General features: G+C 60.6%; 15 protein-coding genes. 6 read left to right on the top strand and 9 right to left on the bottom strand.

Features of this window, described 5'->3' with window-relative positions; genetic code table 11:
- Positions 1-9: 9 nt before the first annotated feature.
- The 4 genes from E7T06_RS17530 to E7T06_RS17545 form a co-directional block, all read right to left on the bottom strand.
- The gene (locus E7T06_RS17530; RefSeq protein WP_136367053.1) at positions 10-447 is read right to left on the bottom strand and encodes a hypothetical protein; all 438 of its coding nucleotides are present in this window, start codon (positions 445-447) and stop codon (positions 10-12) included.
- Positions 444-1,256 carry a hypothetical protein gene (locus tag E7T06_RS17535; RefSeq protein WP_240741150.1) on the bottom strand — a complete coding sequence of 271 codons (813 nt, stop codon included), beginning with the start codon at positions 1,254-1,256 and terminating at the stop codon, positions 444-446. The genes E7T06_RS17530 and E7T06_RS17535 overlap by 4 nt, the downstream gene beginning before the upstream one ends.
- Before the next feature lie 436 nt (positions 1,257-1,692).
- Positions 1,693-2,367, bottom strand: a complete 675-nt coding sequence (locus E7T06_RS17540) for a monothiol bacilliredoxin BrxC family protein (protein ID WP_136367055.1) — start codon at positions 2,365-2,367, stop codon at positions 1,693-1,695.
- 143 nt (positions 2,368-2,510) lie between these two features.
- Positions 2,511-3,305, bottom strand: a complete 795-nt coding sequence (locus tag E7T06_RS17545) for a phosphatase PAP2 family protein (RefSeq protein WP_136367056.1) — start codon at positions 3,303-3,305, stop codon at positions 2,511-2,513.
- 229 nt (positions 3,306-3,534) lie between these two features.
- Here E7T06_RS17545 and E7T06_RS17550 point away from each other — a divergent pair, with 229 nt between their 5' ends.
- On the top strand, positions 3,535-5,142 hold the full coding sequence (locus tag E7T06_RS17550; RefSeq protein ID WP_136367057.1) for an ABC transporter ATP-binding protein: 1,608 nt from the start codon (positions 3,535-3,537) through the stop codon (positions 5,140-5,142).
- Between the two features lie 46 nt (positions 5,143-5,188).
- A complete protein-coding gene (locus tag E7T06_RS17555; protein WP_136367058.1) occupies positions 5,189-5,755 on the top strand; it encodes a tyrosine-protein phosphatase in 567 nt (188 codons plus the stop codon).
- A gap of 103 nt (positions 5,756-5,858) precedes the next feature.
- Here E7T06_RS17555 and E7T06_RS17560 read toward each other — a convergent pair whose 3' ends face one another.
- The 3 genes from E7T06_RS17560 to E7T06_RS17570 form a co-directional block, all read right to left on the bottom strand.
- Complete coding sequence (locus tag E7T06_RS17560) at positions 5,859-8,567, bottom strand: DUF11 domain-containing protein (protein WP_240741151.1); 2,709 nt, start codon at positions 8,565-8,567, stop codon at positions 5,859-5,861.
- 430 nt (positions 8,568-8,997) lie between these two features.
- On the bottom strand, positions 8,998-11,346 hold the full coding sequence (gene recG, locus E7T06_RS17565) for an ATP-dependent DNA helicase RecG (RefSeq protein ID WP_136367060.1): 2,349 nt from the start codon (positions 11,344-11,346) through the stop codon (positions 8,998-9,000).
- 320 nt (positions 11,347-11,666) lie between these two features.
- A complete protein-coding gene (locus E7T06_RS17570; RefSeq protein ID WP_240741152.1) occupies positions 11,667-13,514 on the bottom strand; it encodes a family 43 glycosylhydrolase in 1,848 nt (615 codons plus the stop codon).
- A 458-nt stretch (positions 13,515-13,972) separates the two neighbouring features.
- On the opposite strand from E7T06_RS17570, the gene E7T06_RS17575 reads away from it, so the two are divergent.
- The 3 genes from E7T06_RS17575 to E7T06_RS17585 are packed head-to-tail and all read left to right on the top strand — an operon-like array spanning position 13,973 to position 14,978.
- Entirely contained in the window at positions 13,973-14,323 is a 351-nt protein-coding gene (locus E7T06_RS17575) for a roadblock/LC7 domain-containing protein (protein WP_136367061.1), read from the top strand.
- Entirely contained in the window at positions 14,320-14,661 is a 342-nt protein-coding gene (locus E7T06_RS17580) for a roadblock/LC7 domain-containing protein (protein WP_136367062.1), read from the top strand. Before E7T06_RS17575 ends, E7T06_RS17580 begins: the two co-directional genes overlap by 4 nt.
- Positions 14,658-14,978, top strand: coding sequence for a roadblock/LC7 domain-containing protein (locus tag E7T06_RS17585; RefSeq protein WP_136367063.1), 321 nt, complete (start codon positions 14,658-14,660; stop codon positions 14,976-14,978). Before E7T06_RS17580 ends, E7T06_RS17585 begins: the two co-directional genes overlap by 4 nt.
- Positions 14,979-15,207: 229 nt before the next feature.
- Here the strand turns inward: E7T06_RS17585 and E7T06_RS17590 are convergent, their stop codons facing one another.
- A complete protein-coding gene (locus E7T06_RS17590; protein ID WP_136367064.1) occupies positions 15,208-16,059 on the bottom strand; it encodes a PIG-L deacetylase family protein in 852 nt (283 codons plus the stop codon).
- 53 nt (positions 16,060-16,112) lie between these two features.
- On the opposite strand from E7T06_RS17590, the gene E7T06_RS17595 reads away from it, so the two are divergent.
- The gene (locus E7T06_RS17595) at positions 16,113-16,358 is read left to right on the top strand and encodes a hypothetical protein (protein ID WP_136367065.1); all 246 of its coding nucleotides are present in this window, start codon (positions 16,113-16,115) and stop codon (positions 16,356-16,358) included.
- On the opposite strand, the gene E7T06_RS17600 is transcribed toward E7T06_RS17595, so the two are convergent.
- Positions 16,307-16,549 carry a hypothetical protein gene (locus tag E7T06_RS17600; protein ID WP_136367066.1) on the bottom strand — a complete coding sequence of 81 codons (243 nt, stop codon included), beginning with the start codon at positions 16,547-16,549 and terminating at the stop codon, positions 16,307-16,309. The genes E7T06_RS17595 and E7T06_RS17600 overlap by 52 nt on opposite strands.
- Positions 16,550-16,693 lie beyond the last annotated feature (144 nt).

Consider the following 16,693-nt stretch of genomic DNA (forward strand, 5'->3'; position numbering starts at 1 on the left):
GCAAACGGGTCACGCGATGCCCCGCGCCCGCAGTTGCCGCACGAAGGCCTGCACGCGGCTTTCGCCCAATTGGGTCGCCAAGTGGCTCAGCAATTGGCTGAGCGACACGTCCTTTTCACCGAGGTCTTCAAAGGCGTCGTCCACCATAAATTCACCCATCGGGCCGACAACCACCATCAGGCATTGCTGAATTTCCTTGAGGGCCTGCTCGGTCACGGGCTGCTCGCGCTGTGCGGCGCGGCCAGACCAGCGCCCCGCCTGACTCACGGCGTCTACGACTTCGGGCAGGGTCACACGGGCCAAGCGCGCTACTTCCATCGCGTCGCGCTCGCCGTTCACCTGATGCATCACGCGCCACACGTTAAAAGGCAGCGGCGTGGAATCTTGCAGATCGCTGGGCCATCTCAGGGGGCCAGCGGGGTTGGATTGTCCAGTGGGGGCGGTCATGCGGTCACCTCTAGTCCAGCAGTGGCCCAAACGGGCTGTTCACGCAGAGAAGCGATGGGCAAATCGGCGAGGCGCACGCCCAGCCGGGCCAGTGTGGCGCGGTAGGCCGCCAACAGCGCGGGCCGCAGTTCGCTGACGCCCACTTCCTGATCGACTTGCAGCACCCCGCCCAACACGCGCACCTCCTGTGCGAACGGATCGAGGCAAGGGTGGTCGGCGGCCAGCCCGATGCTGACCTGCCGCCACGTTTCATCGAGCGGAAAGGCGCGGTGCGTCACGGCGATCAGTTCCATCCAGAAGGCCAGCAGTGTGGGGCGGTCATCGATCACTGGGGGCGAGAGCGTGACGCAGGCCGCGCCCGGTTTGGGAAAAGTGCCGCCCAGCATCCGGCCTGTTTCCCAGTAGCTACACGCTGTACCCGACACCAGAACTCCAAAAAACCGCTCGCGCTCCAGCGTCACTTGCACGTCGGGCCACGCGCCGCGCAGGGGAGCAGGCTTGGACTGACGGCAACTCCACACGATCTCGGCCACCACAGGCTCCTGCTCCTGCAAACTGATGATCGCCTGCGGCAGCCCGCGCATCATGGTGGCCCAACTGACCTCGCCGCCCGCCGTAAAGCCGCCGCGCATTTGGCCGCGTACCCAGACGAACCGCGCCCAACGCTGGCCCTGCATGGCGTCGAACACCCCAGTAAACCCCTGTCCCTGACGTGCGGCGAGGTCTACCGTCACTTCTGTCCAAGGATAGTGGTTGGTAGAGAGGTGAGAGTACACCGCAAGGTCTTGCGGCACGGAAAGCAGAGGCAAAGTGGTCAGCATGGGGTCATCAACATGGGTGTACCTACGGCGAGGGTGAGTGGACGGCTTAAGATTCGCGGTGTGCGCGGTGCGGTCATGGAGGAGGAATCGGGCTGGGGTTCGGAGCAACCCCTCTGAGCAGCGCCTCTGAGAAACCTAAGTGGGGCGTGTGCAGAAAATGAACGCCTCTATCTCACCGCGAAACCTCTTACGGCCCGCTTACACACGTCGAAAATCTCACGTCCAGCCCAGCGGATTCGGCTGGGTCGGACGTGAGATGAATGGAAAAATTAACTTTATGTAAGCAGATTGTTAGAAAGGCGAGTGGGAGGCGGGAGATGACTGCTGTTGTTGTGTGAAACGTGGAGGGGCTCGTGCTTGGGTATAACCTCAGGCGCAGGTATCAAAGCAAACCTTGCCTACAACCCACACCCTACTCCCGAACTCAACCCAGTTCGGTCAGCAACTCTTGCACGCGGGCTTTCAGGTCGCCGCGCTGCTGGGGCTGGCCCAACTGGTGCAGGCCGCCGTGATAAGCGTCGGGGTCGCCAAACAAGCGCGACAACAGGTCAAATTCGCGCTGGCTGCGAAGGCTGGCGTCGTCGCGGAACATGTTCACGTACTGATCCTGAAAAGCCCAGTCGCTCAGGCGGCCTTCCACGAAGTCGTTCATCAGGCGGCGGTAGGGTTCTACGTTATCGTCGGTAGACACTGCGCCTTCTCCGGCACGCACCGGCACCTGCGCCGTAAACACAGGCTCTAGGGCTTCGGGAGTGATGTCCCAGTTGTTCACTTCAAACTGCGGCTGGCCTTCGCGGAACAAAATGAGTTGCGGGCTGTGGTGCTGAATGCCCGTCAGGTCGGTGATGTGGTTGCTGGCCGGACGCCAATCGACGACCCGGATAAAGCCGACGGGCAACTCGTGGCGCTGCAAAAACTGCTCCAGCACGCCAAAGCCCTGCATGGTTTTGTGGCAAGTGCCCGCCTTGAACACGGCGGCGAGAGGATGCTCTTTCAAGAACTGATCTACGTCTTCGGGCGTGGTCAGCGGCACCAACACTTGCTGCTGAGGAGCCTGCGCGTCGGCCTGCTGAGGGTGTTGCTGATCGGGGGTGGTCATGCGGGTATCTTACCTCTGATGCTTTAGAAAATGAAGTGAGGCGGGACACAAGGGACTGTGAGTGGATTGTGGGAGATTCAAGAGATTAAAGTCAAAAGATTTGAGCTTGATCTTTTCTTTTTGCTGTTCCCATTCACCACTGACTACTCACCGTTTTTAGGTATCCAGCGCCGAAGCACCAGCGGTACGCCCTCCGCCGCCACCCACACCAGCAGCGCGTACCGCAGCGCCCGCACCAGCCCGATGTCTTTTACGCTTTGGGGCAAGGCTCCCAGCCCAAAAAACACTACAAACACCAAGACCAAACCCAGTACAGCCACGATCAGGCGGCCTGCCAGATCACGGGGCGGGGTGAAGGTGGGGCGGGCAAACCAGAATCCGGCCAAGAGGCCCAAAGCTGTGCCGTATTCGCGCGGCGTTCCGGCGGGCAGAAAAGCGGCTACCGCCAGCAGCAATGCGGGCACGCCCCAGCGCACCGCCCCATCGTCGGGCACATGGATTCGGGCGGCCATCAGTGCAAACAGGCCGCCCAAAATCAGGCCCGCCAGTACGTCGCTGGGGTAATGCACATTCAGGGCTAGGCGGGAATAGGCGATGAGGGCGATGAGCAGACCCGCCGCTGCCCACATACCGGGCCGCCGCACTTGTAGGGCAATGCCGCCCCAAAGTGTGGCCGCCATTTGGGTGTGGCCGCTAGGTAAACCGGGGCCGCCCGCTGTGGCTTTGGCCGCTGCACTGGCCGCCGCTGGATCATTGGTAAAGGGCCGGGGCAACTCGAAGCCGAACTTGAGGGCCGTATTGACCAAGTAACTGAGCGCAAAGGCCACGCCCAAATTGCGCCCACCGCGAGGGTTGACCAGCCACGTATACAGCGCCAACGCCACAATGAATACTTCATCCCGCCCCAGATTCGTGACAGCCAACCAGAATGCTTCCATGCCTGACATTCTGACCGATTGCGGTGATTGGCAAGAAGCATCTGAGCGAACTGGAACAGCTAGGGAGCACAGCCAATGGCGGCGTTCGCTGATTATTCAGTAGGTTTGCGATACGGTCAGACATCAGAGCAAGGCTGACGGACGGGCGCAAAAGCAGGCGTGAATTCCTTTGCGCGTGCATCAGCGTCAGCGCCTTCATCCTCGGCTCCGGCCCCGCTACACTGTACCCATGACCGCCCCCACTCCCGACGTGCTGCGCGAGGTGCAACACAACTCTGAAAATGCGCTGGAACTGCGGAACATCACCAAACGCTTTCCGCTGGTGCTTGCCAACGACAATATTTCTATGGCCGTGAAATGGGGCAGCGTTCACGCCCTGTGCGGCGAAAACGGCGCGGGCAAAAGCACACTGATGAAAATCGTGTACGGCGCTCAGCCGCCTACTAGCGGCGAAATTGTCGTAGACGGCCAAACGGTGAATCTGAACAGCCCCGCCGACGCGATTGCACGCGGGATCGGCATGGTGTTTCAGCACTTCATGTTGGTAGACACCCTGACCGTGACCGAAAACGTGATTCTGGGTGCAGAGCCGACGATTGGCGGGCGCATCGATATTGCGGGCGCACGGCGCAAAGTGGCCGATCTGGTCAAACAATTCAACTTTGACATAGACCCCGACGCTCTGATCGGCAACCTTCCGGTGGGCAAGCAGCAAAAAGTAGAAATTTTAAAGACGTTGTACCGGGGCGCACGCATCCTGATTTTGGACGAACCCACCGCCGTACTCACCCCCAGCGAAACCGACGAACTGTTCGACTTCCTGAAAAACCAGTATGCGGCCAGCGGCAACGCCGTGATCTTCATCAGCCACAAGCTGCATGAGGTGCTGCACATCTCCGACACCATCAGCGTCATCCGCGACGGCAAAATGATCGGCTCTATTCCCAGCGCCGGGGCTACCACCGAAACGCTGGCCCGCATGATGGTGGGCCGCGAAGTGAACTTGCGCGTAGACAAAACCGCTGCCCAGCCCAGAGAAGTCGCGCTGGACATCAAAAACGTGACCGTGAAGGGCGAGCACAAGAACGCCGTAGATAACGTGTCGTTTCAGGTGCGGGCGGGCGAAATCGTGGGAATCGCGGGCGTAGAAGGCAACGGCCAAAGCGAACTGGTGGAGGCCATTACGGGCCTGACGCCTACCCTCAGCGGCACGATTACCTATCTGGGCAAAACGGCGCGGGGCGTGCGCGAGGTGGAAGCGGCGGGCCTGTCGCATATTCCCGAAGACCGCAACGAGCGCGGGCTGGTGCTGGACATGACCACCGCCGAAAACTTTATTCTGGGCGAGCACGATCAGGCTCCTTTCGCGGGACGCTTCGGCTTCCTGAATCTGGACGTGATCGAGCAAAATGCCCGTGACCTGTCGGAGAAATACGACGTGCGCCCACGCAGTGCCAGCCTGCAAGCGGGGCGCTACAGCGGCGGCAACGCCCAGAAAATCATCGTGGCCCGCGAAATGAGGAAAGGCCCGAAAATCCTGATCGCCAGCCAGCCCACACGCGGCGTAGACATCGGCGCAATCGAATTTATTCACGCCCGAATCGTGGAAGCCCGCGATCAGGGCTTGGCCGTGCTGCTCATCAGCGCCGATTTGGGCGAAGTGATGAACCTTGCAGACCGGATTTTGGTGATGTACGAGGGTCAGATTGCCGGAGAAGTGAACGCCGCCGACGCCACCGAGACCCAATTGGGCCTGATGATGACAGGCAGCGGCGGGCAAACGGGGAGTGGTAGAAGCGGAGAAGTGAGTGTGGGGCAGAAGACTGGGGAGCGGTAAAGCAGCTAAGGAGAGGGAGTTAGCTCCGTCAGGGATGCAAACAGTTATGGCCCTTGACTACTCGGCTGGGTGCGTCAACTTCCGCGATGTAGGCGAATTCCTCCATCTGATTGCAGGAGAATCGATCTTGCCGCCCGGCAAACTGCTGAGGGGTGGCAAGATTGATTTCCTTGATTCGTTGGATGAAATAGGCTCGCCCAAAACCATCATCAATTTGAGGAACGGGCTAGACCAACACAGCTGGCCTGTGAAGACACTGCATTTCCCTACCTCGAATACTGTGGAGAAATACAATACTTCTGATGGGCAGGTGCGGCGTTGGCTGAACGCCATTGTCGCCAGTTTACAAGATGAGCAGCTAAGATACCCGGTTCTTGTTCACTGCACATCGGGCAAAGACAGGACGGGCATTGTTGTCGCGGCTCTGCTCAGCATTCTTGGCGTGTCAGAACAGGTTATTGTTACCGAATATCTCTTGAGTGACGGAGAAGTCAAAGAAGAATGGATGGTGGGGGCATTGCGGGGAATTGGAAAGCCTGAAGCCTATTTCAACCGGATTGATTTGAATAAGGTGAAGCGAAATCTTCTCCAAGCCACTCCGGCAGCACTGTAGAACTTGCGCACCATTTAAGAATTCGCTTCAAAAAGCGTCAAATCGAAACACAAAAAAAGGCCGCACGAAGCGGCCCCTTTTATTTTTATTGCGGATAGAGGGTTTAAGGAATAACGGTGGTGGACTCGGCCTTGAAGTTGGTCTGGGCCTGACCGCTGCTTTCGGCGGTGTTGTTCCAGCGCATGGTTTCAAAGTACTGGCGAGCAGGGGTTCCGGCGGGGGCCGTAACCTGCGTGCGGAGCCACAAGACGCCGCTGGGGGCGACGCGGAAAGCAGGGTTCAGCGTAACAGTCTGCTGGCCGAGGCCCGTTTCAGCGTTCACGGTGTACTGTCCTGCGCCTGCGCCAACCGTCAAGCGGGTACTAGAGGCATTGGTGTAGTCGCTGATAATGGCTCCCGTCTGAGGATCGCGGGTAGGGGTAGGATCGTAGTAGACCTGCGTGTTGCTGTAGTTAAACAGACCGGGGGTCTGCTGTACAGGGTCGGTAGCACCGAAGTTGTAGATCAACACGTTGTTGATTGCACCTTCGTTGGAAGCCACTTCGACGCTAGCAACGCTAGCCAAGATGGTACCGGTGACTTCTCCGCCGCGAATAGGATCAACCGTATCCGTGAGCTGAGTCTGCTCGGAGATGAAGGAGGTCACGGTGACGCAAGCCTGAGCCTGAGCCGTGCCCGCGTTGGTGCTGGTGTAGCTGCCGGTGTCGCAGTAGCTGCCGCGAGGCGTGCCTGCGGCGACGCTGCTGGTGAGGGTCAGGGTCAAGACCTGACCGGGGGCCAGATCCAAGGTGGCAGGCACAGTGCTGACGGTGCGCGTGGCGGCGTCAAAGGTCACGCTGCCGGGTTGCGCGGTGCCGGACACGGTGTAGCTGCCGCTGCCGTAGTTCATGAACACGTTGTTCAGGTTGCCCAACAGGTCTTTCACGGCAACGGCGGTGGCAGTGGCCGAGCCGGAGTTGGTGACCGTAATGACGCTCTGGTAGCTGCTGCCGGGTGTTAATTGGTTCAGGGGCGGCTGGCCTGCAACTTGGTTGTTGACCTTGGTGATGGCGAGGCGAGGCGAAGCAACCTTGAAGCAAGGAATGCCCGAAGCGCCCGTGACGGCTGCGCCGTTGTTGCTGGTGGCGGTGAAGGTGCCCTGGTCACAGTAGTCGCCGTCGATGGTGCCCGATGCGGCAAACGTGAACGACTGGGTGGCTCCGGGGGCCAAGTTGAACGCGCCGGTGGTAAAGCCGTCATCGCCGGTCTTGCTGGTGTTGACCGTTTGAGGCGCAGTGGTGATGTTGCCCTGAATGGCGTAGTTGGCCGCAACCGTAGCGTTGGCGATGTTGTCGGTAACGACGACGTTGGTTGCAGGTGCGGTGCCGTTGTTGCTGACCGTGATGCGGGCCACAACGGGCACGTTCGGGCCGACGACGACGCCGCTGGCGATAGGCGTAAAGGCTCCAGCGCTGTCCAAGGTGCCCAGCGTCTTGGTGATGCCGAGGCTAGGAGCCGTAACCGTAAGGCAGGCCTGATCGTTCAGGTTGCTGGGCGTGACTACGCCGAACGCGCCGTTGTTGTAGCTGACCACGCTGGCAACGTCACAGTAGACGCCGACGGCGCTGGCTTGGGCAGGCAACGTGAAGGTGCGGCTTGCTCCGGCGGCCAGATCGAAGGTGACATCGAAGCCGTCGGTGGCGTTGGCAGTGGTACCGGCGGGGGCCGTTGCGCTGTAGGCGGCGGCGTCACCAGACTTCAGCACGTCGTTCAGCTTGATGCCGGTTGCGGGGCCTGCGCCCGAGTTGGTCACGGTAATCGCAAAGTCGCGGGACTGGTTGATTCCGGCTTGGTTGTCTTTGGGCGTCTTGACGATGGTGAGGCGGGCGCTCGGTGCGAACGTCTTGTTCAAGAAGCGCTTGGTGACTTCGGTGCCGTTCACATAAGCGATGGCGCGAATGCGGGCGGTGGCCTGCGTGGTCACGGCGGGGTCATGGTTCAGGGCCGTCCAAGTGAAGCCGTTGGTGTCGGGCGTGTTGACGCCGGTCACGTTATACAACGGGTACTCGGTGCTGCTGGGAAAGCGCACGTTGCTGCCGGTGGCGCTGTTGGTGTAGGTATTGGCGCTCAGGGCGTTGTCGTTGATGTCCAGCCCGGTCACAGGAGAGCCGGATGCTTGCCCGCCATCGTCGGCGGCGGCAAAGCGGACGCTGCCCGTCTGATCCAGAATGTCCCAGCGGACGTTTGCGCCGACGATGGGGTAGACCTTACCGTCAGCGGCTTTGTAGCCGACGTATCCGCCGACCAAGTTCTGGGTCAGCAGCGGGGCCACTTCGTCCATTTCGCCTGCGGTGGGGGCTGCTGGATCGGCAGTGCCGCCCACTTTGGTCGGGTCGATGCCGCCCGTTTCATTTTCCATCCAAGAGTAGAACGCAAACTTGGTTCCAGCGTTGTTCAGGTCGTCTTTGGTAATGGCGACCATTTTGCCGTTGGCGTCCATGTAAAACGCGCCGCTAACAGTATTGGCGCGCAAGGTGGGGTAGACCAAGTTGGTCGTTTTGCCAGCTTCAGCCGTAAAGTTTTGGGTTTCGGAAGCGAAGCCGTCTTTGCTGTACGTAGCGGTGTAAGCACCGGGGGTCAGGCTGTTGTATTTGCTGGGATCAACCAGAACTCCGGCGCTGTCACGGATGGTCAGGGTGTATCCATTGGGGTTGGCGGGCAAAGCAATGGTTCCGACGGTCACTGCGGGAGGAGTGATGGTCTGGTCGCCGCCTCCGCAAGATGCGAGCAGTAACACACTGGTCAGAGCAACAATGCCTAATTTGACGTTCATATTCATATGAGCCTCCGGTGAAAATGGTCAACAAGAACCTCGAAGCACGCTGGTACTAAAACCAGACGGCGCTTCTAGCGGCTTGTGAATCTCTGTCGAGCTACTCTCATTTAGGCACATAAATCTCTTATAGGCAATCCACCAGAACATTAAAAATGCGTCATAAATTAGGAAGATCTTTAGTTCTGACTCCTGCCTGACAGCTAAGTTAATTATTCTACATTTTGTCTTAATTTATTAGGTTTATATAAATTAATTATTAAGCCCCAAGATTACCCAATTCTGACTGAATGGAGGCTCAGCCGGTAGATTTTGAGCTGTAGGCACCCCTGCTGGACGATTCTGGCGGAGAGTCTGAAGTTGATTTCACTGCTAAATTTTAAAGAAGTGTATCGCCTATGCAGCCGCGATGTAGTGGCTGAAACAAGCATCAGATGACTTCGCGGTAGGCCACGCTCTGGCTTCGGTTCTGCAACTCGCTCCGCAGGTACTGCAAACGCGGGTGCTCCAGCTTGGGGTCGTGGGCCAAGATGTGTTTGGCCAACTCGCGGGCCTGCTCGATAATCTCCAGATCGTTGGCGAGGTCGCCCAGTCGCAGGTCGGGTACGCCGCTTTGCCGGGTGCCGCGAATTTCGCCGGGGCCGCGCAGTTTCAGGTCGGCTTCGGCGATCACAAAGCCGTCGGTGCTGCCCTCGATGATGCCGAGGCGCTGGCGGGTTTTGCGGCTGTTTTCGCCGGAAATCAGCACGCAGTAACTTTGAGCGCTGCCCCGGCCCACGCGCCCGCGCAACTGGTGAAGCTGCGCCAGCCCAAAGCGTTCGGCGTTTTCAATAACCATCACGGTGGCGTTGGGCACGTCCACACCGACTTCGATCACGGTGGTCGAGACCAGAATGTCGAACTCGTGGGCGCGGAAGCGGGTCATCACCTGATCCTTCTCTACGGCGCTCATTTTGCCGTGCAGCAGGTCGATGCGGGCTTCGGGCAAAATCACCTTCAAGTCTTCCGAAAGCTGCGTGGCGGCCAACAGTTCCAACGTGTCGCTTTCCTCGATCAGCGCCGTGACCACAAACGCCTGACGCCCTTCCCGAATCTGGCGCATGGCGAACCCGTAGGCCTGTTGGCGGTGCGTGTCTTGCAGCAGTTTGGTTTCAATCGGCGTGCGTCCGGGCGGCAGTTCGTCGATGATGCTCAGTTCAAGGTCGCCGTATGCGGTCAGCGCGAGGCTGCGCGGAATGGGTGTGGCGCTCATCACGAGCACGTCGGGGCGGCCCGCCAGCAGTTTGCGCCGCTGCTGCACGCCAAAGCGGTGTTCTTCGTCCACCACCGCCAACCCCAAATTATCGAAGCGCACATTTTCCTGAATCAGCGCCTGCGTGCCCACCACCACGTCCACGTCACCCTCGGCAATGCGCGTTTGCATGTCCAGCTTTTGCTTGGCGGTCATGGCCCCGATGAGGAGGCCCACCCGCACATCAAGTTGCCCTAAATAGCCCGACAAATTGGCGTAATGCTGCCGCGCCAAGATTTCGGTGGGGGCCATCAGTGCGCCCTGATAGCCGTCGCGCACGGCCAAATACAGGGCGCAGGCGGCCACAGCCGTTTTGCCACTGCCCACGTCGCCCTGCACCAGCCTTGCCATTTGGCGTTCGCTGCGCATGTCGTCGGTAATTTCCAGCAGCACGCGGCGTTGGGCACCTGTAAACTGAAAGGGCAGTGCGCCTTCAAAGCGGTGGATGTCGTCGCCTGTGGCCTGAAACCGCTTGCCCAACAGCACGGCGTCGTCGCCTTGCAGCAGCACGCGCAATTCCAAAAACAGGTATTCATCGAAGCGCAGACGGTTCATGCCGCGTGCCAACTGCGCCTCGTCGTGTGGAAAATGCATGCCCCACAGCGCGTCGCTAAGATCGGTGAGGCCGTATTTTTGCCGCCAGTGCGCGGGCAAATAATCGTCCAGCGGCACGGCTTCCAGCGCCCGGTAAGCGGCGCGGCGCAAAAACTCCTGACTGATACCGTCCTTGGAGTCGTACACGCCCACGATTCGGCCCGTGCTGAGGCTCCCTTTGGCATCTTCCACCGTCTCCAGATGCTCTACGCCAATCTGCACGCTGCGGCCAAATTTCTTGACGCGGCCCGTGAGTACCAGCCTCGCCCCTACGCGCAGTTGGCGTTCCATCCACGGCTGATTGAACCAAGTGGCCTTCACGCGCCCGCCCGCCGGGGTTTCCAGCGTCACATCCAAAATCAGCATGCCGGGTTTGGGACTGCGGCGCGACTTCGCAACCACCGTGCCTTCCACCGTCACCTTCTGCCCTTCCTCTACTTCCGGGAGGTCAGGCAGGGCGCGGCGGTCTTCGTGGCGGTGAGGGTAAGCGTGCAGCACGTCGCGCAAGTTGAGCAGCCCCAAGGAATTCAGCTTGCGCGTGCCGCCGGGGCCGGTATCTAGGCGGGCAAGGTCGGCATCAGGTGGCAGGCGTTCGCCGGGGGCGGCGGTGGGCACGGCCACGCGGGCCGGGGCGCGTGGTGTTTTGGGCGCTTTGGCGGCAGCATCTTGGCCGTCCAGCACGCCTAACGCGGCGTTTAGGGCAGTGGTACGTCCAGCTTCGTCAAGTTCGCCGTATCCCTTCAGCGCCTCCCGCACACCGGGAAAAGGACTGCCCAGCGGCGACGCCAGCAGCTTTTCTACGCCGCCCGCCACAATTTTATTTTGGTGCCCACTGGCCCGCTCTGCCAGCAGTGGCCGCCTGAGTTTGTCGCGCAGTTCTGCCACCGTTGCCATACGGGGTGCAGGCTAGCAGGCGGCGGCAGTGGGCAGGGGGAGACGGGCGACAAAAGGGGAGAAGGTGGGCAGAAAACAGGGCAAAAGAAAGCCCCCAGCGGTGGGCCGGGGGATCAATCTTTGGTCCTCCCCTTGAGGGGGGCGCTGCGAGAGCAACGGGGGGGTTCACCTTCCAACTTCAATTTGAGCCGCGTGTAAACCCCCCAGTCTGCTGCGCAGCCAGCCCCCCTTAAGGGGAGCGCAACAGCTATTAGTCCTCCCCTCTAAGGGGGGGCGTTGCGCCAGCAACGGGGGGGTTTACACGCCAACGTCGAACAAACTCACTTCAGGCTGTACACCCGCACGCTGTCAAACCTGTTGGTAAAGCCCGCGCCGCCCATCGAAATCAGCCCGATTTTGGCTTGGCCCAACTTGTGCGTCCACGTGCCGCCCCGCGTCCAGTTCACTCCGTCGCGGCTGGAAGAGGCGGTGTAGATTTCGCCCGCTCCGGCGGTGGCACTGGCCCGACGCACGATTCTCAGCCACGTTTCGCGGCCCGGTGCGCTCAGAACGGTGTTGCCGTAGCGCGGGAATTTGTCGGCCACGGGACTTTGCTCTTTGGCAAACTCGATCTGGCGGGTATTCCAGATAGAGGTCACGCTCAGCTTGATGAAGTTGTCGTCGTCGCCGTAGATCACGAGGCCGCCCTGCGCGTAGTTGAAGCAGCAACCTTCATCGGGCAGGTCGCTTTGCAGCTTCACTTCTACGGCGTAGTCGCCAACGGGCGTGTTTTCGGTGAGCACCGAAGCGTTGTTGCTGTTCTCGAACAGGTCGGCGGGTTGCGTGGCAAAGCGCAGTGCGCCGTTTTCTAGGCCAGCTTCGGCAGCGGCGGGCGGACGAACCCAAGTCCAGCGCGGGTCGAGGGTTGGGCCACTGAAATCCTCGTTGAAGGCGGGGATGGTGTTGCCCAACACGTCGGGTTTGGGGGCGCTGGGTACGTAGGCGCTGAGTTGTCCGGCCTGTGCGGCGGGCGCGGGCATTACGCCGTCAGAGGCCCAGTTGCCTGCCCGCACGGTGGGCCAGCCGTCTACCCAGTCCAGCGGGTCAAGCAGCACCGGTCGCTTGCTGACGCCGCCGGGGGTAAAGAAAGGATCGTTGAGATCGAGGGCGTGGTACACCGTCCAGTCTTGGCCGCCTGCATCGGTAAACACGGCGTTGTGGCCGGGGCCGACCCAGCGGTTGCCGTTCATGCTGATGACGGGCGTGCCGCCTACGCGGGGGTCGAGCAGCGAGACACCTTCTTTGTCTACAAACGGCCCAGTCGGAGAGGCCGAGCGGCCCGCAAACAAGCTGTAGCCCGTTAGAGGGCCGTTGCAGCAGTTGGCCGCCGAAGCCATCAGGTAATAAAAGCCTTCGTGCCGCACGACCTGAGCGCCCTCGTAGCGGTTGTCCAGCGCCACTTCTTTCTGGGTGGCCGCGTCGGTTTTCAGGCCATCGGCGCTCAGTTTGCGAACCGAAATGCCGCCAAAGTAGCTGCCGTAGTACAGCCAGCTTTGGCCCGCGTCGTCCGTAATCACTTCGGAATCGAAGACCCAGCGGCGGTCGTCGGGGTTGCCTCCGGGGGGGCCTTGCGGTTCTACCACTGGGGTTCCGCTGTCTGTCCAAGGGCCAGCGGGCGAATCGCTGGTGGCGACGCCTATCGCGCTGCCCCGCGCTTTGGTGTCGCTGGCGGTGTAGTACATGTAATATTTGCCGTTCAGGTATTCGATGTCGGGTGCCCACAGGCCCGCGTCATCCTTGACCCAACTGGGCTTGGTGGCAAAGGCGTCCCCGATGTACGTCCACTTCACCAGATCGGCGGATTTGGCCATGCTGATCAGGTGAAAGTTGAGGTTGTTGTTGGTGTCTACATCCTTGATGTTGTGCGGATCGGTGGTGCAGTACAAATACCAATTGGTATCGCCCGGTGTGCGCGACTGAATGATGGACGGATCGGCGCAGGATTCCACTTTGCTGCCGTCGGCCTTGCTAATCGTCAGCGGGTTGCTGTAGGTCAGGTTCACGGTCTTGTCGGGCGGCTTGATGGTGTCGCAGGCCGACAAAAGGCCCACAAGCCCCAGCATGGGCCACGCGGCACGGGAACCGAGAGAACGAGCTGCTCTGGGCCGAACTTGCTTAGATTGATGCATCACTAAACCTCCTGAGAATGAGGGGAGAGGCCAGCGGAACCGGGGGAGGTTCCTTCCAACTTTTGGTACGTATAACTGAGGGGCCGACTGAACTGAAAACAAGGTGGCGTCTCTAATCCCCACTCCCGAAAGAGTCGGCTCGGCCCGCCTTGGCACGGTAAACGCACCTCACCGAATAACACATGGGCAAAGCTGACCGAACCGATTCGATGCGGCAAGAACGTAAGCTTAAAGACAAAGTAATCTTAACACGGAACTCGTGACATACCCAGTTTTGTTGCGGCTTTATGAATCCAGAGCTTGAACCTCGTGGGCAAACCTGCCAGGGCGCATATTGCTTGGCAGGGGCCGCAGCGCACCTCAAACGCGCTCTACCCCCGCCGCTTCCCCCCTAGCTTCCCCCAGCGTGTGAGGTTTCGCCTCGCCAAGTGGCTTTTGGGGCATATCATGACCCGCAGATGCTGAATCACCTCTCGCAACTTGTGGCTGACGTAGATGGCGCGTGGGCAGCGGCAATTGGCGGCCTTGACGGGCTGCTCGTGGAAGGCCATACCGCCACCACCGCCGACCTGAACCTGCTGGTAGCCGAACATGCAGGCCTGCTCCGCACCGCCAGCGCCGCCTACAGCCAAACCCTGAACGGGGGCCAAACCCGCGAACTGTACCTGCGCGGCGAACGCCTCAGCGTGTACCTGCACCCTATCAATGCCGATTTCTTTTTGCTGCTCGCACTTGATGGCCGCAGCAATTTGGGGCAGGCGCGGCTGTATGGCCGGGACACCGCCCGCAAACTGGAGACCCACCTGTGAAACTTGAACCCCTGCACGCCATTCCCGGCGTGGTTGCCAGCGCGTTGGTTGGGCCAGACGGCTTGCCGATAGAAATGTACGGTGAAGCAGGCGATGCCCTCGCCGCCGAACTCGCGTCTTTGCGGGCCAACTTAGACCGCATGGGCCGCCGCCTCGGAGCCGGGGAAGTCACCCGCCTCGCCTTTACCAGCGAGCGGGTAGAAGTGGTGGCTCTCTCCAGCGGAGAATTCGTGTTGGGTGCGGCCATGTTGCGCGGCACCGATACCCGCGCCGCTCAGCAAGCGTTGGCCCGCCTCGCCCTCGACCTCACTGACCTGCCCAAGGTGGACGACGCATGATCGAAGCCCTGATGGAAACTCGCGGTGTGCGGCACGCCCTCCTTGTAAATGCACAGGGTGAGGTAGTGACCGCCGCTGGCCTGCGTGGCCCTGCCGCCGACGCCGACCTGAATCTGGTGGCCGCAGGCCGCGCCGTGATTGCCAGTTTGCAAGCCACGCAGGGCAGCGGCGAATGGAACGACTTGCTGCTGGACGTAGACGGCGGCCCCGTGCTGCTGACCCCAGTAGGCGACCAGATTTTGCTGGCCGCCTTTGACGACGTAGCCAGCCTAGGCCGAATCCGCTTCGCCGTGCGCCGCTTGCTGGGGCAGATCTAGTCCGTCATCAAAAATTTAAGCTGTGGACTAGGGGCTTCACTACCCCTAGTCCACAGCTTATTTGGTAGTGATTTTATCCGATCGCTGGGCGCATCCCATCCGAAATCGAAAAGAGTCCTTGATCTGGGGCGACTTTGCCGCTGGTTGGCCCCCTCTGATGCTTAGCTCTACGAGTCCCGCAAGTGGAGAGGGCAACACCAACATATTTAGAACTCCCTTTAATCCAAGATTATTCCCCGTCTACCGCCTCAAATCCCGCCAGCCCGTCAAACAGCCCGCGCAATGGGAAGGAAGGCAGTCCGGTTCGCGTGCCGCCGATGCTGAAGTTTTCGCTGCCCAACATGCCCACTTCCATCGCTTGCCGTTCTTCGGGCGTCATGCGGCCCACCAGACTCTCTGCACCCATTTGCGTGCCGTGTGCGGCTAGGGCGGCTTTCTTGTTTTCGGCGTAAGGGGCGACGTTCATGGTCACGGCCACCGTGCCAGCATCTACGCCGTACACCAGCGGGTCTAGGTCTTGGCCCATGCGCGACAGCATTCCGGCGGCGGCAGTGGTCAGGGCCGTGAAGTACAGGCGCTGTGGCCCGCCGCCCGGCAGGTGTCCGGTGCTGAAAAAGGCCGCACTGGTGGCCCGGTGAATCTGCAGATGATCGACGTGGCCGTAGCCGCCGTGCGGATCGAAGGTCAAGATCACTTGGGGGCGAATATCGGCGATCAGTGCCCGCAGCTTGGTTTCCACATCCAGCGGATTCACGTTCAGCATGGCAACGGGGTCTTCGGTGCGCGTGCGCTCGTAGCGGCCCGAATCGTGGTAATCGAGAAACACAGGCGGCTCGATTTCTAGGGCTTCGCAGGCGCGGCGTAACTCCTGCTCGCGCTGCACGCCGAGGTCGTCTACCGTCATCCCCGGCACCGTGATTTTGCCTGCTTCGCCGCGTGTGGCACAGGCCAGCACCACGCGCACACCCTTCCTTGCATAGTGGGTCAGCGTGCCGCCTACGCTAAAGGCTTCGTCGTCGGGGTGGGCAAAGACGGCCAGAATAGTGGGCCGGGTATTGGGTTCTTGGGATTCGGCAGTCATGGGCGGCAGTCTAGCGGGCAAGACTGGCCTCCATCGTCAGCTAAGCTAAACGCATGAGGGCAGCCCTGCAAGCCATCTGGACGGTGCTGGAACAGATCGTGCTGGCGCTGATCGGTCAGCCTGTAGCGGGGAGAAGAGAACGGCCCAAGCGTGCGCCTGACTTCCGCCCTGCCTCGCCCCGCCGCGCTGTGTGGGAAGTGGCGCGGCAGGCGTGGCTAGCCCTGATCGGTCAGCCGGATTCTGTGCCTCATCCTAAAGATTCTGACTCTGCCGCTTCCAAGAGCAAACCGCGTTCATAAAAATCCCAAATCTCGTCGGGCCAAGTGATGTACAACAGGCGGCGATTGCGGAGGTCGGCGGCGTCGAGCGCCTGCCCCAGCGCGGCGTAAAAGCGGCTGCCCTGTTCCTGCATAGCCCGCGCCGTCCAGTACGGTTCGGCGGCCAGTAATTGGGCAAGTCGGTCTTCAGGCGTTGGGCGTGGATCGGACATTTGACCATTATCGGTTTCTGTAAGGCTGAGCAACGGCTGTCAAGTCCTCCCCTCTAAGGGGGGCGTTGCGTAAGCAGCGGGGGGGTTCACCTTCCAACTGAAATTTGAGCCGCGTGTAGACCCCCCAGTCTGCTTCGCAGCCAG

Source organism: Deinococcus sp. Arct2-2 (assembly GCF_004801315.1).
Lineage (GTDB): Bacteria > Deinococcota > Deinococci > Deinococcales > Deinococcaceae > Deinococcus.